At 38.2% G+C, this 23,606-nt stretch carries 22 protein-coding genes; 17 read left to right on the forward strand and 5 right to left on the reverse strand.

Translation table 11 applies throughout. The features are described from left to right. Window positions 1–122 precede the first annotated feature (122 nt). Window positions 123–479 carry a c-type cytochrome gene (locus ACFSTH_RS17255; RefSeq protein ID WP_377775177.1) on the reverse strand — a complete coding sequence of 119 codons (357 nt, stop codon included), beginning with the start codon at window positions 477–479 and terminating at the stop codon, window positions 123–125. A 275-nt stretch (window positions 480–754) separates the two neighbouring features. Here ACFSTH_RS17255 and ACFSTH_RS17260 point away from each other — a divergent pair, with 275 nt between their 5' ends. Beyond that, window positions 755–1,474: a YebC/PmpR family DNA-binding transcriptional regulator gene (locus ACFSTH_RS17260; protein ID WP_377775179.1), complete on the forward strand. Its 720-nt coding sequence runs from the start codon at window positions 755–757 to the stop codon at window positions 1,472–1,474. A 67-nt stretch (window positions 1,475–1,541) separates the two neighbouring features. Here the strand turns inward: ACFSTH_RS17260 and ACFSTH_RS17265 are convergent, their stop codons facing one another. From ACFSTH_RS17265 to ACFSTH_RS17275, 3 genes are read right to left on the reverse strand one after another with little or no spacing between them, the layout of a single operon-like run. Further along, a complete protein-coding gene (locus ACFSTH_RS17265; protein WP_377775181.1) occupies window positions 1,542–1,892 on the reverse strand; it encodes a DMT family transporter in 351 nt (116 codons plus the stop codon). Window positions 1,893–1,923: 31 nt separating this feature from the next. Then, complete coding sequence (locus ACFSTH_RS17270) at window positions 1,924–2,238, reverse strand: DMT family transporter (protein WP_377775183.1); 315 nt, start codon at window positions 2,236–2,238, stop codon at window positions 1,924–1,926. Window position 2,239: 1 nt separating this feature from the next. Continuing rightward, window positions 2,240–2,779, reverse strand: coding sequence for a TetR/AcrR family transcriptional regulator (locus ACFSTH_RS17275; RefSeq protein ID WP_377775185.1), 540 nt, complete (start codon window positions 2,777–2,779; stop codon window positions 2,240–2,242). 193 nt (window positions 2,780–2,972) lie between these two features. Here ACFSTH_RS17275 and ACFSTH_RS17280 point away from each other — a divergent pair, with 193 nt between their 5' ends. Together ACFSTH_RS17280 and ACFSTH_RS17285 are read left to right on the forward strand one after the other, a co-directional pair. After that, complete coding sequence (locus ACFSTH_RS17280) at window positions 2,973–3,929, forward strand: ABC transporter ATP-binding protein (RefSeq protein ID WP_377775187.1); 957 nt, start codon at window positions 2,973–2,975, stop codon at window positions 3,927–3,929. Beyond that, window positions 3,913–4,881 (forward strand): ABC transporter permease, encoded by a 969-nt coding sequence (locus tag ACFSTH_RS17285; protein ID WP_377775189.1) that lies wholly within the window; start codon window positions 3,913–3,915, stop codon window positions 4,879–4,881. The genes ACFSTH_RS17280 and ACFSTH_RS17285 overlap by 17 nt, the downstream gene beginning before the upstream one ends. 36 nt (window positions 4,882–4,917) lie before the next feature. Here ACFSTH_RS17285 and ACFSTH_RS17290 read toward each other — a convergent pair whose 3' ends face one another. After that, on the reverse strand, window positions 4,918–5,733 hold the full coding sequence (locus ACFSTH_RS17290) for a helix-turn-helix domain-containing protein (protein ID WP_377775191.1): 816 nt from the start codon (window positions 5,731–5,733) through the stop codon (window positions 4,918–4,920). Window positions 5,734–5,924: 191 nt separating this feature from the next. Here ACFSTH_RS17290 and ACFSTH_RS17295 point away from each other — a divergent pair, with 191 nt between their 5' ends. The 14 genes from ACFSTH_RS17295 (at window position 5,925) to ACFSTH_RS17360 (ending at window position 23,437) form a co-directional block, all read left to right on the forward strand. Beyond that, window positions 5,925–6,737, forward strand: a complete 813-nt coding sequence (locus ACFSTH_RS17295; protein WP_377775193.1) for a phytanoyl-CoA dioxygenase family protein — start codon at window positions 5,925–5,927, stop codon at window positions 6,735–6,737. A 158-nt stretch (window positions 6,738–6,895) separates the two neighbouring features. After that, window positions 6,896–7,678, forward strand: coding sequence for an SDR family NAD(P)-dependent oxidoreductase (locus tag ACFSTH_RS17300; protein WP_377775195.1), 783 nt, complete (start codon window positions 6,896–6,898; stop codon window positions 7,676–7,678). 37 nt (window positions 7,679–7,715) lie between these two features. Beyond that, complete coding sequence (gene dgoD, locus ACFSTH_RS17305) at window positions 7,716–8,864, forward strand: galactonate dehydratase (RefSeq protein ID WP_377775197.1); 1,149 nt, start codon at window positions 7,716–7,718, stop codon at window positions 8,862–8,864. Between the two features lie 57 nt (window positions 8,865–8,921). Then, a complete protein-coding gene (locus ACFSTH_RS17310; protein ID WP_377775199.1) occupies window positions 8,922–9,551 on the forward strand; it encodes a bifunctional 4-hydroxy-2-oxoglutarate aldolase/2-dehydro-3-deoxy-phosphogluconate aldolase in 630 nt (209 codons plus the stop codon). Window positions 9,552–9,751: 200 nt separating this feature from the next. Beyond that, entirely contained in the window at window positions 9,752–11,224 is a 1,473-nt protein-coding gene (locus ACFSTH_RS17315) for a BclA C-terminal domain-containing protein (protein ID WP_377775201.1), read from the forward strand. A 38-nt stretch (window positions 11,225–11,262) separates the two neighbouring features. Then, window positions 11,263–12,762: a BclA C-terminal domain-containing protein gene (locus tag ACFSTH_RS17320; protein ID WP_377775203.1), complete on the forward strand. Its 1,500-nt coding sequence runs from the start codon at window positions 11,263–11,265 to the stop codon at window positions 12,760–12,762. Window positions 12,763–12,968: 206 nt separating this feature from the next. After that, window positions 12,969–15,263, forward strand: a complete 2,295-nt coding sequence (metE, locus tag ACFSTH_RS17325) for a 5-methyltetrahydropteroyltriglutamate--homocysteine S-methyltransferase (protein WP_377775205.1) — start codon at window positions 12,969–12,971, stop codon at window positions 15,261–15,263. A gap of 42 nt (window positions 15,264–15,305) precedes the next feature. Further along, entirely contained in the window at window positions 15,306–16,256 is a 951-nt protein-coding gene (locus tag ACFSTH_RS17330; RefSeq protein ID WP_377775207.1) for a methylenetetrahydrofolate reductase, read from the forward strand. A gap of 108 nt (window positions 16,257–16,364) precedes the next feature. Next, the gene (locus ACFSTH_RS17335; protein WP_377775302.1) at window positions 16,365–16,928 is read left to right on the forward strand and encodes a TetR/AcrR family transcriptional regulator; all 564 of its coding nucleotides are present in this window, start codon (window positions 16,365–16,367) and stop codon (window positions 16,926–16,928) included. A gap of 23 nt (window positions 16,929–16,951) precedes the next feature. Continuing rightward, window positions 16,952–18,154 (forward strand): MFS transporter, encoded by a 1,203-nt coding sequence (locus ACFSTH_RS17340; protein ID WP_377775209.1) that lies wholly within the window; start codon window positions 16,952–16,954, stop codon window positions 18,152–18,154. Window positions 18,155–18,490: 336 nt separating this feature from the next. Then, complete coding sequence (abc-f, locus tag ACFSTH_RS17345; RefSeq protein ID WP_377775211.1) at window positions 18,491–19,969, forward strand: ribosomal protection-like ABC-F family protein; 1,479 nt, start codon at window positions 18,491–18,493, stop codon at window positions 19,967–19,969. A 191-nt stretch (window positions 19,970–20,160) separates the two neighbouring features. Continuing rightward, window positions 20,161–21,357, forward strand: coding sequence for an amino acid deaminase/aldolase (locus ACFSTH_RS17350; protein ID WP_377775213.1), 1,197 nt, complete (start codon window positions 20,161–20,163; stop codon window positions 21,355–21,357). Next, on the forward strand, window positions 21,345–22,679 hold the full coding sequence (locus tag ACFSTH_RS17355; protein ID WP_377775215.1) for a D-arabinono-1,4-lactone oxidase: 1,335 nt from the start codon (window positions 21,345–21,347) through the stop codon (window positions 22,677–22,679). The genes ACFSTH_RS17350 and ACFSTH_RS17355 overlap by 13 nt, the downstream gene beginning before the upstream one ends. A gap of 173 nt (window positions 22,680–22,852) precedes the next feature. Then, on the forward strand, window positions 22,853–23,437 hold the full coding sequence (locus ACFSTH_RS17360) for a DUF1349 domain-containing protein (RefSeq protein WP_377775217.1): 585 nt from the start codon (window positions 22,853–22,855) through the stop codon (window positions 23,435–23,437). Window positions 23,438–23,606: the final 169 nt, after the last annotated feature.

The raw sequence follows: 23,606 nt of genomic DNA on the forward strand, positions 1-23,606 counted from the left end.
ATATGATCTATATGGAAAAAAATAAGATGACACAAAAAAACGCCCCGATCACTTTACTCAATAATGAGTGCAAGTGATGGAGCATTTTTTGTAATAGTCGTTATCACTATTAAATGGAGTACTTATTTGAAAGTGGCTAGCCAGTTCGTTAAGTTAATAACTTCTTCTTCGGGCAACTTGCCTTCAAACGCAGGCATGATGCCGCCACCTTTCATAACTTTCTTATAAATCTCTTCTTTAGTCATCGTAGTACCAACCGTTTTTAACCCAGGTCCGTTCTTCCCTTGGAATTCTTCCCCGTGACAACTCATACAGTTGCTTTTGTAAACTGATTGTGCTGCTTCAGCATCAACCGGCAAGTCTGGTACTTCAAATGCTTGATTTTGCTCTGTTGGCTGTTTCTCTGGAAATTCGAAGACCATCAAGTACACTGTAAATAAAGCGGTCGCTCCCAGCAAAACAGACATGATCCATTTCATTGAAACATGACTCCTTTCAAAACCGGTAAGTATAAAATAGATAAATCGCTTCACATGCCTAGCTTGCATGCTTAGGTAAGTACTATAGTTATTCTACAACACTTCTGGTTGGAAGTACATGGCTAAATTGCACTTATCCCTTTAATTTGTGTTACCCTTTCATTGCTTATTCATTTTGTGAATAAAGATATTTGGAAATGTGATGTTTGTAGTTTTTCAAAAAATAAAAAGATGGTATACTATAATATATATTACATACGGAAAGCAGGTACATTATGGGTCGTAAGTGGAATAATATTAAAGAAAAAAAAGCATCAAAAGACGCTAATACAAGTAGAGTTTATGCCAAATTTGGCGTAGAGATTTATGTTGCTGCCAAAAAAGGTGAACCAGATCCCGAATCAAATCGAGCATTAAAAGTTGTTTTAGAGCGAGCGAAGACATATAATGTGCCGAAAGCCATTATTGATCGAGCATTAGATAAAGCAAAAGGCAGTGTTCATGAAGTTTATGAAGAACTTCGTTATGAAGGATTCGGACCGAATGGAACAATGGTTATTGTTGATGCATTGACGAATAACGTGAATAGAACTGCACCAGAAGTCCGCTCCGCATTCAATAAGAACGGTGGAAATATGGGTGTCAGTGGTTCTGTAGCTTATATGTTTGATACAACGGCTGTTATTGGGATTAGTGGAATGACGATAGATGAAACGTTTGAAATGTTATTGGAAGCAGATATTGAAGTTCGTGACATTATGGAAGAAGAGGATCAGATTATTGTATATGCTGAGCCTGAGCATTTTTCTGATGTTCAAGAGGCATTTCGCTCTGCTGGTATAACAGAGTTTTCTGTTGCGGAACTAACGATGCTGCCACAAACAGAGGTGCAATTAAGCGGGGAAACTTTGGTACAATTCGAAAAGTTGATCGATGCGCTAGAAGAGCTGGATGATGTACAGCAGGTTTATCATAACGTTGACCTAGGAGAATAGAAAAAGTCTCAATACTATATGAAAAATCTCATGACGTGCTGTATAGCGTCATGAGATTTATTTAGGTTTAAGAACTGGATACGGTGGCAGCTGTACGATCAGCTTGATTAAGTAAAGCGATACCGCCAACGATAAGAATGATTCCCATCGCTGTTAATATGTTGACAGGCTCGCTCCAGATGATAAAGCCAATCATAGCAGTAAGCACCGTTCCTGCACCAGACCAAATAGCATAAGCAAAACTAAGTGGAATGTACTTCATACTTATTGTTAAAAATCCGAAAGCAAGTGTGAAACCAAGGATGAATAATATCGATGGCGTTATTTTTGTAAACCCTTCTGTTAATTTCAACATCGTTGTTCCGAATACTTCACAGATTATCGCTCCTGTTAACAGTAATATTCCTTTTAGTCGCATTGTAATCTCCTTCCATTTCAAACGTTTATAATTAAGCTAGTCGCATCAGAACTACACCGCCAATAATACATAGTAATGCTAACGCTTTTTTTCGATTCATTACTTCTTTAAATAGGTAAACACCTACTAAAGCAGTTAAGGCAGTTCCTAGACCTGACCAAATAGCGTAAGCTGCGCTCAATGGAATTTGTTGCAGCACTTTTGAAAATAAAATAAAGGAAATGGACATGCCAACAATTAACCCCAGAACGGGCCACCATCGTTTAAAACCATTAGATAACTTCATCATCGTACTGCCGAAAACTTCAAAAATGATCGCTAATCCTAATAATACAAAAGCATTCAATTTAAAAATCCTCACTTTCTGTCCATTGCAACGTTCTTGCAATGACCTGCTCTAGTAACGGCTGCTGTAGCTTACCTAAATTTAAAATTTCAGAAAACCAAATACCATCGGCAACAAGTCTAATAATAGTAGCGTCAATGATGTCCATCCCATCATTTTCAATTTGCTGCTGCCAATCTTTATATTGTTCTTGTAATTGTAGTAGTAGATCAGGATTTGCAAATAAAGCAGCAATTAAAGCTTGCCCAAAGTTGTTACCTACCTTAATATCATCTTGAACTTGTTCTAAGTAAGCACGCGCCCGTTTTCCATGTTGCTGCGGAAGCGAAGTTACCTTTGATTCCATATCTTTATTAAATTGATCATTTAAGTAATGAAACATACCCGACAATAAGGCATCCTTACTAGGGAAATAGTAGAGCAGACCACCTTTACTTATGCCCGCTTCTTTAGCAGCAGCATCTAATGTTAAACGTTCTACACCATGGTCTTTTATAATCGTAATAGTTGCATTTAAAATATTCCGTTGCTTTTCATTCAAAATTACTCACCTCATCCAAAGTGTACCGTCTGGACGGATTGTTGTCAAACAGCTGTTTCTTATTTGCAATTTCTAGATTTGTCGCCCGCCTATAGTCTAGTATCCAAATTAGACCGCAGTCTGTTCTTGCTCCTTTGTAACTATTGTATAGTTAAATACGAACAAGATGATTCGTTTGAATAATTTATAGTAAATGGAACGTAACAACTTAGGAGGAATTGTAGTGAGTAGTGAACCAGTCTTGCAACTGCATAATGTAACGAAAAAAATTGGGCGACGAGTAATAGTAGATCAGCTAACATTCGATGTTCCGAAAGGTGAAGTGTTCGGTTTTTTGGGACCCAATGGTGCTGGAAAAACGACAACGATCCGCATGATAGTAGGATTAATTAAAATGACCAAAGGTGAGGTTATCGTTAATGGAATATCAATTAAAAATAACTTTCAATTAGCAATGACTCATATTGGAGCAATAGTAGAAAATCCGGAAATGTACAAGTTTTTATCGGGATATCAAAATTTATTGTTATTTGCGAGAAGACATCAGCAAGTGACAAAAGCAAGAATAGATGAAGTTATTCAATTGGTAGGTTTACAGCATAGAATTCACGATAAAGTAAAAAAGTACTCATTGGGTATGCGTCAACGTTTAGGAGTTGCTCAAGCGCTGCTACATAAACCATCGGTATTAATTTTCGATGAGCCAACCAATGGATTAGATCCGGCAGGGATACGTGAATTACGAGACTATTTGCGTAAATTAGCGAAAGAAGAAGGAATCGCTGTTATCGTTTCTTCTCATTTGTTATCGGAGATGGAATTGATGTGCGATCGAATCGCTATTATTCAAAATGGTAAATTGATTGATATTAGAAAAATTCATGAGTTGCGACAGCAAGTTGGCGTTCAACAGGTCACGATAGAAGTAAGTGACGCCATAGCTGCTCAACAGCATGTACAAGCGTTTTATCCTGATTTGGCTGTAGTCATTCAAGGTAATAGCATCCAATTGGTTATTGATCGATCGACTATACCAGAAGTTGTCCGTTATCTTGTGCACCAGCAAATAGATTTGTTCTCTATCCAGTTAGGGCAGCAATCACTAGAAGATCAATTTTTACAACTGACGGGTGGTGAGCAAATTGTCTAGTTTAGCTATGTTAATACGGAATGAAAACACAAAAATATATCGTAGACCACGTACATGGATTATTATTGCTTTTCTAGTTTCGATTATTGCTTTAATGGCAGGAATTATGAAATGGGATGAGGTCAAATATCCGCCATCAGCAAATTGGCAGGAAGAAATAGTAGCTCATAACGCGGAACTAACGAAAATGATTGCGGAACAAGGTCAGTCGGAATCGAATCAAATGATCGAAGAGTGGGAACGACAAATTATACTGAACGACTATTACTTATCAGAACAAATTAATCCGAACAAAATATCGCTATGGAGCTATATGGATACAGCATCGTTATTAATTGTGCTGATTTCAATTTTAACGGTTATCATAGCTGCTGATATGATAGCAGCAGAGTTTAGTTGGGGCACTATAAAATTGCTACTAGTTGGACCTGCTACACGTTCGAAAATATTAACTGCAAAATATATAGCGACGTTACAATTCGCTTTGTTATTACTTGTCACTTCTTTTGTTGTTTCTTTCGGAGCAGGTGCCATTCTAAGTGGATTAGATACGTGGAATGTAGCAGAGGTAACAGTTAATGCAGCGAACCAAATTGAAGTAAAATCGATGTTAATCTCGATTTTGCAAAAATATGGTTTTGGTATCGTTGAATTAGTAATGTACGTCACGATGGCGTTTATGATTTCTGCTGCATTTCGTAGTTCGACGATGGCGATTAGCTTTTCGTTGATCGCAATCTTTATGGGTAATATGATTGTGAGTATGTTAGCTAAGTATGCGTGGGTCAAGTACATTTTGTTTGCTAATATAAATCTCTCACAATATATGACAAACACACCTTTACGACCGGATATGAGCTTATCATTTTCGATTATCGTGTTAGCCGTTTATTACATTGTTTTTCAACTGATTACATGGATCATGTTTACGAAACGAGACGTTGCAGGATAAAGCGGATCATACATTTGTTATTGTAATCCGATTGGTTTAGAGCTTGTTTTCACGTTTAGACTTTTTATATTGACTGGGACTTGTTCCATACCACTTATGAAATTGATTAATAAAGTGGTTGTAATTATGAAACCCAACTTCATAGGCAATTTCGGCGGCATTGCGATCGGTATGTTCGAGCAGCAATGCCGCTTCTCGTATTCGCATTTGGTTTAATGTATCTATAATAGATTTATTCGTACTTTGTTTGAACAGATGAGATAATCTGGACGGTGACAAATTAACGGCAGTAGCTAATTGCTCAATAGAGATTGATTGGCGGAAATCTTGGGCAAGCCGGTGTAATGTTTCTTCTACTCTACTATCAAATTTTTGTTTTCTTTTACGAGCAAGTAATAGTAAAACTTCATGTATCGACTGCATGCATAACTCATTCCAAAAATCATGCTGTTCTCGAAAATCAAAGACTACTTTTAGCAACGATTGTTTAATTCTCCGCTGTAGTGTTTCATTGTCAATTGAAATATTTACTAGTGACGTATCTGGTACTAAGCGACTAGCTAGTGTAGAGGCATCGAAATGCGCCCAAACAAAATTCCACTGTTCTCCTTTTACTGTTCCATATTGATGGCTTACATCTGATTTGAGTAACGTTATATCCTGTTTACGACATATTATTTCGTGTTCAGGTGTATGAAAGTATCCTGATCCATCAATCGTATACGTTATTAGCCAATCTCGAATACCTATATCCCGTTTGGTAAAATAATTATCGGACTCTTGGAAGTGTCCAGCGATAACCGTTTCACGCTCAGTTAATGAATATTCTATTATTAATTGATCTGAAGGCAATGATACCCCATCCTTTGTAGTATCTTTGTAGTAGGTGTGATTATTATAACTTATCGTCATTATAATATAACTAGCTTAAAAACAAAATAGCAGGATTGTGTGACTTGTTAGCGTATTTGTTACTTCCTGATATATCGCTTTCATTTTATAATAAACTTATAATCATGGATTGTGGTGAAGGGGGAAATGAAATGTCTACGACATTGCGAGTATTAACAACGGAACAAAAACAACAATTTGAAAACGAGGGATATTTGGTTATAAAAGGGCTGTTTTCAGAAGAACAGTTAGTAGAAATAGATACTACATTTGAAGATATTAGTCACCAAACGATACCCGGGTATTTTGAGCCGAAGCTGGACGCGGATGTAACGGATCCATTAAGCCGCTATCCACGAGTTATGCATCCACATCGGTTTAATGATGTTGCTATGAAATATATGCTGCATCAACCAGTGATGGATATATTAGCTGATTTATATGAAGAGGAAGCATTAGCAGCTCAAAGTATGTTTTATTACAAACCGCCAGGCTCAAGAGGGCAAGCTCTTCATCAAGATAACTTTTATTTGAAAGTAGATCCAGGTAATTGTATAGCAGCTTGGACAGCAGTGGATGCAGCAAATGAAGAAAATGGCGGATTACTTGTTGTGCCGAAAACACAAGACTATGATATTGTTTGCCCGGAACAAGCAGATTCGAAGGAATCGTTCACTACTCATTTTGTGAAGCCTCCGAAAGAGCAAAAAGCTATTCCAGCAGTGATGGATCGTGGAGACGTATTGTTTTTTAATGGTAACTTGATTCATGGTTCTTATCGCAACAAAACAAAAGATAAATTCCGAAAAGCGTTTATATGCCATTATGCCAATGCTTCTGCTACAAGTATTTCAAAACATTACAAACCGCTATATAGAGCAAATGGTGAAATTGCTGAATATGTAGGAGATAATCCTGACGGTGGTCCATGTGGTGAGGAATTTGATAATTTCTATCCGCATTAATATAAATATAATCTATTAATATAAATATAATGATATACTGTTTAAAAAGACCACAGAGAATGAAAATCCTGTGGTCTATTGTAGATTTTTTATCGAAAGTTCCATCTTCATCTGTTAGAAAACGCATTCATTGAGAAGGAGAATAGGAGGAGTTAGTAATGTCAGAAAAGCAAGTCGTAATTGTTACGGGCGCGGCACAAGGAATTGGTCGTGGTATTGCTGAACAGTTTGCTCAGAAAGGAGCAACAGTTGTCATCGCAGATATTGACGAAACTACCGGACAGAGGACAAGTGATGAGTTAAACGAGACATTCGGAACACCAACATTATTTGTTAAAACAGATGTAATTGAGGAACGAAGTATTCAGCAACTTATGAACATGACGATAGAAAAGTTCGGACGGATTGATTGTCTTGTTAATAATGCGGGAGTGACCGTATTTAAACCGCTGCATGAAGCGACTATTGATGATTTTGATCGGGTCATTAATATTGATTTGCGAGGCGCGTTTTTATGTAGTAAATACGCATCGGAGTATATGAAGAAACAAGAAAAAGGTGTCATTCTTAATATATCCTCCAATCATGCTGTAGCAACACTACCCGATACGGAAATGTATGCTGCTGCAAAAGCAGGCGTCAATGGCATGACGCGAAGTATGGCGCTAAGTTTAGGGAAATATGGTATACGTGTTAATGCTATTTGCCCTGGATTTACAAATTCTCCCCATTTTCAAAAGTGGTTAGATCGGGACGGGAAGCGTGCAGAGGTAGAGGAAGAGTTAACTTTTTTACATGCATCGAAACGAATTGGCACACCAGACGATGTTGGTAAGCTAGCCGTATTTCTAGCATCTGATGCTGCAGAGATGATCACCGGTACAGAAATACTACAGGATGGCGGTCTATCCGCCCACTTATACCATTCTAGAATTTGTTAGTTCATAATAAAATATAATCAGAAGGTAGGAATGTAAAATGAAAATTTCAGCAGTAGAATTGTTTCAAGTACCACCTCGTTGGTTATTTTTAAAAATAACGACAGATGAAGGAATTGTTGGTTGGGGCGAACCCGTCGTGGAGGGAAAAGCAGCAACAGTACAAGCAGCAGTCGAAGAAATGGCTGATTTTTTGATTGGTAGAGACCCTGGGCAAATCGAAGATTTGTGGCAAGTATTGTACCGTAGTGGCTTTTATCGTGGTGGTCCTGTACTGACTAGTGCGATATCGGGAATTGAACAAGCGTTATGGGATATAAAGGGAAAGCGGCTTGGTGTGCCAGTGTATGAATTACTTGGTGGAGCTGTACGTGACAAAATGCGGGTATATGCGTGGATAGGTGGCGATAAACCAGCGGATGTAGCGAGCGAAGCGAAAAAACAAGTCGCGGCTGGTTATACTGCTTTAAAGATGAATGGAACAGCGGATATGGAATGGATCGATTCAAATGAAAAAATAGCGGACTCAGTACAAAATTTGGCCGCAGTTCGCGAAGCGGTTGGCTATAATATAGGGATTGGTATCGACTTTCATGGTCGTGTACATAAAGGAATGGCTAAAGCATTAATTAAAGAACTAGAGCCGTTCAAACCTATGTTTATTGAAGAGCCTGTACTCCCTGAAAATAATGAAGCATTAAAACAATTGAGTTTAATGAGTTCTATTCCGATTGCTACAGGTGAAAGAATGTATACCCGTTGGGGATTCAAGCAATTGTTAGCAGAAGGAACCGCAGATATTATTCAACCAGATTTAAGTCATGCAGGCGGCATATGGGAAGTACGAAAAATAGCAGCAATGGCAGAAGCTTATGATGTTGCTGTTGCCCCGCACTGCCCGTTAGGTCCTATCGCTCTCGCTGCTTCCTTACAACTTGATTTCTGTACACCTAATGCATTTATTCAAGAACAAAGTCTAGGAATACATTATAATCAAGGTTCAGATTTATTAGATTATATTTCAGATCGATCTGTATTTGACTATAAAGATGGTTTTGTACAGCGATTAACTGCTCCAGGGCTTGGAATTGAAGTAAATGAACAAAAAGTTAGAGAAATGGCACAGATTGGTCATCGTTGGCGCAATCCTGTTTGGAGAAATGTGGACGGTTCTGTTACGGAATGGTAATCTATATGTAGCAAGCGATCGCAGAACAGCACAATAATAAAAGGCAGGGTTTGAACAATGACAATGACGGAACAATTATTCAAGTACAAAATCGTAGCAATTGTACGTGGTATTGCACAAAAAGATGCAGATTCTGTTATACAAGCTTTGTACAATGGTGGTATTCGCTTTGTGGAAGTAACGATGAATACAGATGGTGCGTTACAAATTATAGAAAAATGGCGTCGCGATTATGACGGGAAAATGTTTGTAGGAGCGGGAACGGTGCTTAATGTGGAACTCGCCAAACAAGCAGTAGCAGCTGGAGCGCAGTTTATCGTGACACCGAATACAGAGGAAGCTGTTATTCGTTATGGTGTCGAGCATAATGTTGCGATGTACCCTGGAGCAATGACGCCAAGTGAAATAGTGCGGGCATGGGAAAGTGGTGCACAAACGATTAAAGTATTTCCTGCTGGCACGTTAGGTATATCCTATATAAAAGAACTACAAGGTCCGCTATCCCATGTTCCATTGATGGCAACCGGTGGTGTGAATTTATCGAATATGGATGAATACTATGCGGCTGGAGCAAAAGCATTTGGCATTGGTGGTCAATTGATTAATAAGGAATGGATAGCAGAAGGAAAATTTGATCAACTAGAAGCACTAGCACGTCAATTTTCCGAAACAGCGTTGCAGTTATAAGTAATATAGGATTAGAAGACTGAGTAAACAGCCGTGTAGGCAGTTTGCTCATTTTTTTGTTTTTAGCGTAAATAAGTAGTTTTTCTTGAGAATGTGTGGTTTAAATCAATAGATAGTTTAGGAGAAGTGGAGTTTTTTGCATACTATAGCTTATATACTTTTTTTCTATGTATATAAAATGTAGTGGGAGGGAAATAACAATGTCACAACCTAATATTCCTGATATTAATCCTCAAATATCGATAACAAGAGATGATGCTGTTAACTTAGTATTATCATCCATTGCTATGGAGGAACTTGGGATAAGTCATATATTAAACGCTGAAGGAGAAAAGATTCAGTATGTACTAGGTACATTAAACGGCATGACAGGTACTAATCCGACGATTGATCAATTATTACAAATCAATGATAGTGTTGCGAACGTTTTAGATAGTGCAACACGTAAGCAAATGTTTTTGCAATCCAAAATGAAAAGTGTATTGCAAACACCTAGTTTAGTTGGTCCAGCAGGCGATACTGGAGCGACTGGAGCACAAGGACCAGCAGGTGGTCCAACGGGGGCAACAGGCCCACAAGGTCCAACTGGAGCAACAGGTCCAACAGGTCCTGCTGGAATACAAGGTGCTACAGGAGCAACTGGAGCAATAGGTCCAACGGGTCCTGCAGGGGCGCAAGGGGCGACAGGAGCGCAAGGTGTACAAGGAATTACAGGTATAACTGGTATTGGATTAGAAGGCGTTTCACCTTATGATGTCTTTCTAGCTCCGGGTTATGGAGTGAATCAAGTAGTAACATATAACGGATCTATGTATGTTGTTGTTAATGCCCCACCTACTGGTATACCGGGTTCTTCTCCTGATTATGCCTTACTGATTAGTAGCGGTGCCACAGGTCCAGCAGGTTTAGCAGGTCCTACTGGTGCGACTGGTCCAGCGGGTGCCACAGGTCCAATTGGTCCTACCGGTGCTACAGGTGCTACCGGCGCAACTGGAGTCGGCATGCAAAATATTATTATGTATAACAGTGCAGCGGCTCCTAATTATCAACTAGGGCAAGTAGTTTCCTTTAATGGAAGCTCGTATATTGTAGTGAATACTCCGCCAACAGGTACACCAAACGCTTCTGTCGATTACACATTAATAGCGGCACGTGGAGCGATAGGTCCGACAGGTCCGACAGGCGCAACAGGAGCTACAGGTCCAACAGGTGTCACTGGAGCAACTGGACTCTCTGGAATACAGGGTGTAACAGGTCCAATAGGTCCGACAGGTGATGCTGTAACCAACTATCGGGCATTTGCACAAAACACTTCTGGTACATTATTAATACTTTTAGGCTCAGGTATCGTTGATTACCCTGATAATATTAATTTAGGTACCGGAATTACGTTGAGTGGCGATAATAAAACATTTACTATTCAACAAAATGGCAATTATTATATTACCTACAATATTAACTTTACAGCTGGTGTTGTCAGCTCATCGGCGATATTAGTTAATGGAGCTATTGTGCCAGGTACGGCAACAGCATCCGTATTAAGTAGTACTTTACGAGGGCAAGTTATTGTACCAATTGCAGCAGGTCAGACAGTGGAAGTTCAAGTAACTACAGCTCTATCGATAGGATTACAAGCACCTGGTGCAACTATTTCGATAATACGGTTAAATTAAAACTTAAAAAAGTATATATTTGGGGAGGAATAATAACAATGTCACAAGCAAATATCCCTCCCATAACTCCATCGATTACGTTAACGAGAGATGAAGCCGTAAATTTGTTAATTGCATCAGTAGCGATGGAGGAATTGGGACTTAGTCATGTTTTAAACGCTGAGGGAGAAAAGATTCAATATGTGTTAGGGACTTTAACTGACCAGCCGCTATCTGAACCTTCCTCACTTGAAGAAGTATTAGCTATTAATGATAGTGTGAAAGATTTAATTGATACAGCTGGTATTAATCAGATGATGTTAGATTCAAAATTAAAAGATATTATGAGAATTCCGACGATCCGAGGTGTAACAGGAGCAGTAGGAGCTACAGGAGCTACAGGGTCGTTTGAAGGAGCTACAGGACCGGCAGGACCAACAGGAGCTACAGGACCAGTTGGCTTGGCAGGGTTAGCGGGTATAGTAGGGGCTAGTGGTACAGAGGGGATTACTGGAGCTGGGGGAACCATCGGAGCTGCTGGAGTGACAGGACCAACAGGACTTGCTGGTCCAGCTGGCGCCAATGGCGCAGGAATGAATGGACAATTACTCTATAATCCATTAGATGCTAGTAATTACCCATTGTATCAAGTCGTTCAGTATGGTGGCAATCTATATTCTGTCGTTAATGTTCCACCGGTCGGCACACCAGGATTATCACCAGATTATTTATTATTAGCAGCTGTAGGCGATACGGGTGAGGCGGGTATAACTGGTTCTGTTGGTGAAACTGGTATGACAGGTACGATAGCAGGAATTACTGGAGTAGCGGGAAACACAGGAGTTAAAGGTGCTACAGCACCTGGAATGACGGGGCAAGTACCTTTTGATATTAATGATATAGGTACGTATGTAGCGGGGCAAGTTGTAACGTACGAAGGTGCAACTTATGTCGTAAGACAAACACCGCCAACTGGTTTGCCAGGTCAATCTGCTAATTACGCCTTGTTGGCAGCAGAAGGTGCGATAGGTCCTACAGGAGCTAGAGGTCTAACCGGTGGAATTGGCGCAACTGGACCATTAGGTCCAACAGGAGCGACTGGCTTAACAGGAGCTATTGGTACGCGTGGAGCATTAGGTCCAGATACGACTAAAACTTTTTTCTTTGGTCAAAGATTAGATGGTTTAGCTACTCTTCCAATTTTAGGAACTGCCAAAGTTCCTTTCAATGTTAACCAAAGAATCGGAACTGGAATAACATTAACTTCTAATAGTGAACGAATTAATTTTTCAGTTGCTGGTGATTATTTTGTTGATTATCGGGTCGAATTAGCCAATACAATTGTAACTAATCTAGTTGTAACATCTACATTATTGTTAAATGGGAGTGCTGTATCTGGTGGTTCAGCAAGCTCCTTGTTATCTACTCATCTAGAAGCTCAGACGATTATGCAAATATCAGCAGGGCAATATCTAGAACTACAAATGTATGCTCTGTTAGGACTAATTCCATTTCAAGCTCCAGGTATTACTATATCCATTATATATTTAGGTACTTGAAATATAATACTTCGAAAGAAATTATTTGTTAACTGAGTATTCTCTTCGGAGAGTATTCGGTTTTTTTATAGTTGTATTAGCAAAAAGTAGTATATGTTATCGGTTATACATTTTGGCTATAGCTAATCATAGTATTTTACAGTTACCTATTGGTCAAATAACCATGTTATGTTAATAGCAACGAAAAAAGCAAAGGGGAATGGAACATGACAAAGAGTAGTATTTTAGGTTATCCACGAATTGGTGCAAATAGAGAATGGAAAAAAGCGCTGGAAGCATATTGGGCTGGTAAGTTAGAAGAAGAAGCATTTACAGCCGAGTTAAAGCGAATTAGATTAGAACATTTAAGTAAATTACAAGCAAGTGGATTAGACTGGATACCGGTAAATGATTTTAGTTTATACGATCATATTTTGGATACAGCAACGATGTTCGGAATTGTTCCAGAGCGCTTTGCATATAACGGAGGTCCTGTTTCACTACAGACTTACTACGGTATTGCTAGAGGAACAACAGATGCAACAGCAGGTGAAATGACAAAATGGTTTAATACAAATTATCATTATATCGTACCAGAACTAACGAATGTAACAGTTCAACTTACAGAAAACAAACCACTAGCTGCTTACGAAGAAGCGAAACAAGAACTAGGAATTAACGGAAAACCAGTAATTGTAGGACCGCTAACACTTGTAAAACTGGCAAAAGGCTATCATAAATCCGACTTATCGCAGTGGATTAATAAACTAGTTCCTGTATACGTAGAAGTACTACAACAACTACAAGCGGCAGGAGTAGAGTGGGTACAAATAGATGAGCCAGTACTTGTCACAAAATTGAATGAAGATGAGCTAGCTTCTCTACAATATATTTATGAAACATTTGCGAAACAAGTACCTAACATAAACATTTTATTGCAAACTTATTTTGAATCGGTAGAACAATATGAGCAAGTTATTGCACTTCCCGTACAAGGAATTGGGTTAGATTTCGCACAAGGATCGGAAGGTAACCTAGCTTCCTTGCAACGTTTCGGTTTTCCTTCGGATAAAGTGTTAGGCGCGGGAATTATTGATGGAAGAAATATATGGGGAGCTTCTCTAACGGAAAAAGTAGCTTTGTTAGATAAAATCGTAACATTTACTTCAAATGAGAAGTTAGTTGTTCAATCTTCTTGCTCTTTATTACACGTACCAGTAACGGTGCAAGCAGAAACTAATTTAGATGAAGAACTAAAAAATGCACTTGCTTTTGCAGATGAAAAAGTGAATGAAATTGTTACGTTAACGAAAATTGTCAACAATGCTAATCGTGCGGCGTTTGCTACCACATTGCAAGAAAATGAATTGCGTTATCAAAGCTTTCAAACTTCTGCAAATCGCAGAAAAGAAGAAGTTCGTGCAGCTATTACAAAAATTGTTAGTGAACCGATTGTACGTAACACACCTTTTGTTAAGCGCTATGAGCAACAACAAGCTCATTTGCAATTACCGTTATTTCCAACAACTACAATAGGTAGTTTCCCACAAACAGCGGAAGTTCGTAAAGCAAGATTACAATGGCGTAAACAAGAATGGTCGAATGAACAGTATGAACAGTTTATTCATGCAGAAATTGATAAGTGGATCGCATTACAAGAAGAAATAGGGCTAGATGTACTTGTTCATGGTGAATTTGAACGAACAGATATGGTCGAGTTTTTCGGAGAAAAACTAGCAGGATTCGCATTTACGAAAAATGGCTGGGTGCAATCCTATGGTTCTCGTTGTGTAAAACCACCAGTTATTTATGCTGACGTTGCTTTTGAAGAAGCGATGACTGTAGCCGAAACAAAGTATGCACAATCGTTAACAAGCAAGCCTGTAAAAGGTATGTTGACAGGACCGATTACGATTATGAACTGGTCATTTGTCCGCGATGACCTGCCTCGTGAGCAAATTGCTTATCAGTTAGCGTATGCCCTTCGTCAAGAAGTGGAAGCGTTGGAGCAAGCAGGTATTGCAATCATTCAAGTAGATGAGCCAGCCGTTCGTGAAGGTTTACCTCTTAAAGAAGAAGAGCAAGCAACCTATTTGGACTGGTCAGTCAAAGCATTCCGCTTAACGACTGGATCTGTGCAGCCATCTACACAAATCCATACGCATATGTGCTATTGCGAATTCCACGACATGATTGATGTCATTGATAAGATGGATGCGGATGTTATCTCCATTGAAACATCACGTAGCCATGGAGAACTTATTCATAGTTTTGAAGTGGATACGTACAGCAAAGGAATTGGTCTTGGTGTATATGATATTCATAGCCCTCGTGTTCCACAAACAGAGGAAATGTCACAAATGATTGATCGTGCATTGCGTGTACTTGATCCGAAAATATTTTGGATTAACCCAGATTGCGGGCTAAAAACGCGTGGTCAAGCAGAAACAATTGCAGCTCTAAAAAACATGGTGGAAGCTACAGAAGTTGCTCGTGCTCGTTATACGTCTAGTTTAGTTTAATAATATTGTTATAATAAAATTTCTTGTCGGAGGTAGAATTCTATGTTAGGTGAAAAAATTAAAAGAAAACAAGCGGGTATACTGACCTATGGTATGACACCTCCGAAAGAATCAAACGGTGCCGAGCGAATAGCTGAGATTGCTACTTTACAACAAGAACGTTTAGCCAATATACCGATTGATGGACTTATTCTATATGATGTGCAGGAAGAAAGTGAACGAATTGAAGAGAATAGACCGTTTCCTTTTATGAGGACAGTAGATCCATTTGAATTTAGTGAACGTTATTTAGATCGTTTGGAGATACCTAAAATTGTGTATCGCTGTGTAGGGAAACATACGATACCTTCATTATATTCGTTCATTACCGCTAAGCCTGGTCAATCACGCTATTCTGTTTATGTCGGTCCATCGTCGAGTAAAGAACGAGTACAAACATCGCTAGGTGATGCTTATCAATGGAGTAAACAGATAAATGAAGATTTGGTGCTCGGAGGTGTCGTTATACCAGAGCGACATATGGTAAAAAATGATGAGCATATCCGAATAAACACTAAAGTGAAACAAGGATGTCAATATTTTATTTCGCAAGCGACATTTAATGTGGAAGCTTCCAAAAACTTTTTATCCGATTATTATTATCATTGTAAGCAGCACGAACTAGAGTTTGTTCCTATTCTATTTAATTTAGCTCCGTGTGGTTCATTAAAAACGTTAGAGTTTATGAAGTGGCTGGGGATAAGTATTCCAAAGTGGTTAGATAACGATTTGAAACATTCCCGAGATGTATTGGAACGATCTGTTCGTGAATCACAAAAAATATTTGAAGAATTGTATTACTTTGGACTGGAAAAAGGTATTCCGATTGGCTGTAGTGTTGAAAGTTTATCGACTCGTAAAGTAGAAATTGAAGCTTCTATAGAACTATTGAACAATATTTCATCTTTTATGAAAAATGCAGATAGATCAACATCCATTGCAGCTAATCAATAACATATATCTTTATTAAAAAGCAGTAGTTGAACTACTGTTTTTTTTTTGCTAAAATAGGCTGACGACCGTTCGTTCATCTGGGAGGGAGAGAGAATTAGAAGTGAAGATATTAAAGATGCAGCATTAAAGTATTTTACTATACATGGCTATGAAGGTGCTTCGTTATCATTGATAGCGGAAGATGCTGGAATACGCAAACAATCGATCTATGCCCATTTTAAAGGGAAAGATGATTTGTTCTTACAAGTGTTGCACGACGCTAAGGAGACAGAACTTCGAGCTGTTGAGCAATATTTTTGTGAATCGAATACCGAAAATCCTGCAACACAGTTATATGGGTTTTTAGTATTTATTATTGAACTATTTGAGCAAAATGAACAATTAAAATTTTGGCTTCGGATGACATTTTTTCCACCAGCACATTTAGCAAGTTTAGTTGCGGTCGACGTTGCGGATATGGAAATAAAAATTTATGAAATTATTTTAGCTAAATTTCGGCATTGGATTGAAATAAAGCAATTGAATGAGCAAGATGCAGAAATAGCAGCAAGAGCTTTTTTAGGTATTACTGATGCGTTAATGATTGAATTAGCTTATGGGAAAGAAGAAAAAATACTTCACCATAAACTTGAAGCTTTTTGGAATATATATTGGAGAGGTGTTTCCAGGTAACTGGCAGCTAATGGGGATTCTATATGCAAAAATCTATACGTGAACAAAAAACAGTTCTTATTATTTTATTGAGTAATATTTTTATTATATTTTTAGGCGTTGGATTAATTATTCCAATTATGCCGTCATTTAAAGATGAAATGCATTTGAGTGGGACAACGATGGGCTACTTAGTTTCAGCATTTGCTGTAACGCAGCTAGTTATATCGCCAATGGCTGGTCGTTGGGTAGATCAATATGGGCGTAAAATAATGATTATTTTGGGATTATTTCTATTCGGGGTTTCTGAACTAATATTCGGTTTAGCACAACATGTTTCCATCTTGTATGTTTCGCGAATGCTTGGCGGTATCAGTGCAGCGTTTACGATGCCAGCAGTTACAGCTTATTTGGCTGACATTACTTCTGTTCGAGAACGACCAAAGGCGATGGGGTATATGTCAGCAGCGATTAGTACCGGCTTTATTATTGGTCCTGCAGTTGGTGGTTTTATTGCTGAGTTAGGCATTCGAGCACCATTTTACTTTGCAGCAGCAATCGCATTTGTTGCTTGTGCGTTTTCCATTTTTATATTAAAAGAACCTTTATCCAAAGAAGAGTTACAAGAAATTTCGGCAATTAGTAAAAAATCGAGCTTTTTGGGCGATATTAAGAAGTCGTTGAAGCCTGTTTATTTAGTAGCCTTTCTATTAGTATTAGTGCTGGCTTTTGGATTATCGGCATATGAAGTAGTATTTAGCTGGTTTACAGATATTAAATTTGGTTTCACTCCAAAAGATATAGCGGTTATTATTACGATCAGCTCTATATTTGGCGCATTAGTACAATTGTTCTTATTTGATAAAATGGTCCAGAAAATTGGAGAAAAACGATTGATTCAAATCTCTTTAATAGTTGCTGTTGTACTTGCAGCACTATCTACTGTTATTAAAGGGTTTGTCGTTATTTTACTCGTTACTTCTTTTATATTTTTAGCATTTGATTTGTTGCGACCTGCACTAACGACGTTTTTATCCAAATCAGCGGGTAAAGAGCAAGGGTTTGTTGCTGGGATGAACTCAACCTATACATCTTTAGGTACAATATTTGGTCCTTCCATTAGTGGTGCGTTGTTTGATGTTAATATTAACTATCCGTACTTATTTGCAGCGGTCGTTATGTTTATCGGGCTGTTATTATCGGTGCTTTGGAAAGAGGACAAAATGAAGCAAGCGTTAGAGCAGTAATTTGCTTGTTCCTTATTTTTATGATATGGTTTATACAAATATAGAAGAGGAGCTGAACAGTATAATGTAGACCACTTGCTTATCATGCCTAATCATAATATAACATGCAGCATTTTTCGTTTGCTTGTTTTATTTTGGCATGCAATAGCAAGAAGGTTTCTTATCTGTTCCGCTTATTCGGTTTCACATATGGAATAATATCGAGATGGGTGAGTTGTATACTCCGTCAGATATGATTTTCTTTTGTGGTACAACGAAGCTGCGGAAAGGTACTTTCCTGCAGCTTTTTTTGTATGTCAAATGCATAGAAAAATGCTTACGAAGGAGGTATATTTAATGGCTACCATTCAAGTAAGTAACGTCACTTTTGCCTACGATGGCAGTTATGACAATGTGTTTGAAAACATTAGTTTTCAGTTGGATACAGGTTGGAAATTAGGATTTACGGGGCGTAATGGTCGGGGTAAAACGACGTTTTTAAATTTATTACTAGGTAAGTATAAGTATGAAGGGCAGATCAAGGCTGATGTTAGTTTCGAATACTTTCCTTATGTTGTGCAGCACCCGGAATATTTGACGATGGATGTAATTGAAGAAATATATCCAGACGCTGTTCAGTGGCAAATTAATCGTGAATTTCAATTGCTACAGCTTTCTGAAGATGTATTGTATCGCCCATTTCATACGCTGTCTAATGGTGAGCAGACAAAAGTGTTATTAGCAGCTTTGTTTTTGAAAGAAAATAGCTTTCTACTCATTGATGAGCCAACGAATCATTTGGATATTAATGCTCGAGCGCAAGTAAGTGAATATTTGCATAACAAGCAAGGATATATATTAGTTTCGCATGATCGCAGTTTTTTGGATAGTTGTGTCGATCATATATTATCCATTAATAAAACGAATATAGAAATTCAAAAAGGTAATTTTTCGGATTGGTGGTTAAATAAAGAGCGGCAAGATCAATATGAACGAAATGAAAATGAACGCTTGAAAAAAGATATTAAACGATTGGCTGAAGCATCAAAACGAACGAGTAATTGGTCGGATGAAGTAGAGAAAACGAAAAATGGTGTACGTAACTCTGGTTCCAAAGTAGATAAAGGGTACATTGGGCACAAATCAGCGAAGATGATGAAGCGTTCGAAATCATTGGAGCAACGACAGTTTGAAGCATTAGAGGAACGAACAGGTTTGTTAAAAAATGTAGAGACAGCAGATAAATTAAAAATTGCGCAAGTGCCTTATCATAAACAACAGCTTGTAGCATTAGACCACATTTCAATTCAATATGATGAACAAGCTGTTTGTAGTGATATTAGCTTTACGATTGAAAAAGGTGACCGTATTTCTTTGACAGGTGCTAATGGTTCTGGAAAGTCTAGTCTCATCAAATTAATATTAGGTGAAGATATTCCTTATGATGGTCAGCTATATATTGGTAGTCAGTTAAACATATCTTACGTTTCACAAGATACATCGGATTTGCAAGGAAATCTGACGGATTATGCCAAAGCGCACGATATTGATGAAAGCTTATTTAAAGCTATTTTGCGAAAGCTAGACTTTTCTAGAGTGCAGTTTGAAAAAGATATGGCATCGTATAGTGGGGGACAGAAGAAAAAAGTGCTTATCGCCAAAAGTTTAAGTGAGCAAGTACATTTGCACATATGGGATGAGCCGCTCAACTTTATCGATGTTATTTCTCGTATGCAAATCGAAGAATTATTGTTGGAATATGAGCCAACGATACTATTTGTAGAGCATGATCGTGAATTTTGCAATCGAATTGCAACAAAAGCAGTTCAATTATAAATAATTTTGCAATATGAACAGGATTTTAGCATTTATTGTCGAAAATGCAAAGGATGCATATTTTTAACGAGATGGCATGTCAGTGTGTCAGATGACGTATGATCTAATAAAGCTATTTTTATTAGGGATAGAACAATCGATATACTGACATGCCATTATCATATAAAGAAGAAGGAGGTTGCTGACATTCTATGATTTCTTTACCTGATTATGAACAATACAAACGAACGTTTGCTCATACTGCGCGACCATTTGCCTATGTCAATTTAGACTTATTAGATGAAAATATCCGTCAAATTGCGGCTGCTGCAGGAGACAAAACAATAAGAGTAGCAAGTAAGTCCATTCGGTCTGTACCAGTAATGTCACGTATTTTTGCAGCTTCAGATGTGTTTAAAGGCGTGATGTGCTACTCCGCTAGAGAAGCATTGTTTTTATTACAGCATGGATTTGATGATCTATTGTTAGGTTATCCGGTATATAATGCAACAGAGATATATGAATTGCTTATGGCATCGAAAGATTTGTATACGGTTACATTTATGGTTGATAGTATGGATCATCTTCATTTACTTGCTAAACAAGCGAAGAAGGCAGCGGTCGTGGCGAATATCTGCTTGGATATTGATATGTCTACTAGTTATCCGGGTTTGCACTTTGGCGTTCATCGTTCCCCACTAACTAGTTGGGCACAAACAGAGCCACTCGTTCAGGAGATTTTGCACAATCACTATATTCATTTGGACGGAATAATGGGTTATGAAGCGCAAATTGCTGGGCTTGGTGATAATGTTGCATCGCAAAAAATGAAAAGCGCAGTTATTCGGTTTTTAAAGACACGTTCTGTTCAAACCGTTGCTCGGCGACGCTCCGAAATATTAACAGGGCTTAATCAATTAGGAGTAAATTTACGATTTGTTAATGCTGGAGGTACAGGTAGTTTAGCAAGTTCACGTTTGGAAGCTGGTGTCACGGAAATTACTGCTGGCTCTGGATTTTTTTCACCTACTTTGTTTGATCACTATCGTGGGTTTCAATATTTTCCAGCAGCTGGATATGCGATAGAAGTAGTTCGTAAGCCGAGTGCACATATGGTGACATGTTTGGGTGGAGGGTATACAGCGTCGGGAGTTGCTGGACCAGACAAAGCGCCTAGTATTCATCTACCACAAGGGATCAAAATGATTGGAACGGAAGGTGCTGGAGAAGTGCAAACACCACTGAAAGTACCAGCAGGATTACAATTAAATATTGGAGACCCTATTTTTTTAAGGCACGCTAAGGCAGGCGAATTATGTGAGCGTTTTACAAAATTGTATGCGATTTCAGATGGCGAAATAGTGGATGAATTAGTAACTTATCGTGGGGAAGGGGAATGTTTTCTATGAGAGAAAAGTCAGCGTATTCTCCAATACGAGCCAATCGCTTTCGGAATTGGTCGCGTAATGTTGTCGTTACTCCAGCAGAAATCGTCTATCCCGCTTCTATAGAGGAAGTGCAGCAACTGGTGCGAACGTGTTATGAAAATGGTCACTATTTAAGAGTTGTTGGTAGTGGTCATTCCTTTACCCCTGTAGCTTCATCTGATCAAATACTTGTGTCCTTAGATCGAATGCAAGGGATCATAGCCATAGATAAACAATCTTATACTGCGGAAGTGTGGGGAGGGACGAAGCTTAAATGGTTGGGGCAGCTATTACATGAACAAGGACTTGCACAAGAAAATTTAGGAGATATCGATGTACAATCCATTGCAGGTGCGATTAGTACAGGTACGCATGGTACAGGAGTTACTTTTGGGACGATTGCTACACAAGTGATTGGGCTAACGGTAGTTAATGGACAAGGGGAAGTGATAGAGTGTTCGGAACAGTCGCATCCGGAATTGTTTAAAGCACTACAAATTTCACTTGGAATGCTTGGTATTATAGTGCAAGTTACATTGCGATTGCAATCATCTTATATTATGAAATACGAAAGTAAACGAATGAAATTAGCAGATTGTTTACCACATTTAGAGCAATACGCCAATAGTCATCGCCATTTTGAAATATATTGGTTCCCCTATGCTGAAACGTGTCAAGTAAAAATGATGAACGAATCGGACACGACGACAAAAGCAACACCAGTGAAAGATTACATAAAAGGACGTATTTTGGAAAATGCTTTATTTGGTTTATTATCAGCGTTGTGTAGAGTAGTGCCGAGTATTAGTTCTACTGCTAGTAAAATTAGTGCTGCCGGAATCCCAATCGTATCGAAAGCAGATTATAGTTATCGTTTGTTTGCTACGGTAAGAAATGTTCGGTTTCTGGAAATGGAATATAATGTGCCAGCAGAACTATTGCCAGTTATTATAAAAGAAATGCGTGGAGTGATGAAAGCAGAGAAATTTCATGTGCATTTTCCGATTGAATGTCGGTATGTAGCTGCTGATGATATATGGCTAAGTCCTGCTTTTGAGCGTGATTCCGCCTATATTGCTGTACATATGTATAAAGGAATGCCGTACGAACGTTATTTTGCGAAGATGGAACAAATATTCAAACGTTACCAAGGTAGACCCCATTGGGGAAAAATGCATACTTTACAAACAGACGATTTACAAAAACTATACCCCAAGTGGGATGCATTTCGAGAAGTTCGGAAAGTGATGGATGCTAAAGGTATATTTTTGAGCCCATACTTACGTCGTCTTGTTGGAGAGTAACCAGCAAAGTGACTTGCAAAGCAAATAAAAGGATGAAATTCTCATCTGTGTGAAATGTTATTGACTTGATGTAACATAGCCATTAAAATTACAAAATAGTGATAATTACCAAGTAAAGGTTTATTTTGCTGCAAAAAATTGAATGCTATATGGTGCACGAGGAGACGAATGAGATGAAGAGAAACGTATTTCTTCCAAATGATAGAACGCAATTAAAATGGATAAATGAACCATCGAGTTGGAAATTCAATGAACAGGATCAATTAGTTATAGATGCTCCTGCTAAAGCGGACTTTTTTTGTGATCCTGCTGGGCAGCACTTTGCTAATTCTGCTCCTTTTTTATATTTGGAGTTAGATCAGTCATTTGAATTAACGACGGAGTTAACAGTTAATATGAAAGAAAAGTATGATTCTGGCTGTTTGATGATAATGATAGACGCTAACAATTGGGCTAAACTTTGTTATGAGTTCAATGGAAAACATGCTTCTATCGTAACCGTAGTTACACGAGACGGTGTTTCTGATGATTGTTACTCAGAACAAGTATATTCGGATCATCCTTTTTTGAAAATGACAAGCAATAATAAGGTCATTCATTTTTATTTTTCAGAAGATGGGATAGATTGGACGATGATTCGATATTTTGCTTTACCATCCAAGCAGCAAGCTGTAAAAGCAGGTGTTGTTGCACAATCTCCACAAGGACCTGGTTGTCATATGACGTTTTGTCAGCTACAGTTAGAGACTGTTAACTAAATTCATTGTGTTAATATTGGCAATACATATGAAACGAATAGGTAATATACAGTGGAATAAACAGTGCGTAGTTATACTACGAGCTGTTTATTTTTTTGACAAAAGAGATTTAACATCGATATGATAAGAAATAATAGTAATTATTCAGGTTAATTGAGGGGGAAAAGGT

Source organism: Paenibacillus yanchengensis, assembly GCF_042684845.1.
GTDB lineage: Bacteria > Bacillota > Bacilli > Paenibacillales > Paenibacillaceae > Pristimantibacillus > Pristimantibacillus yanchengensis.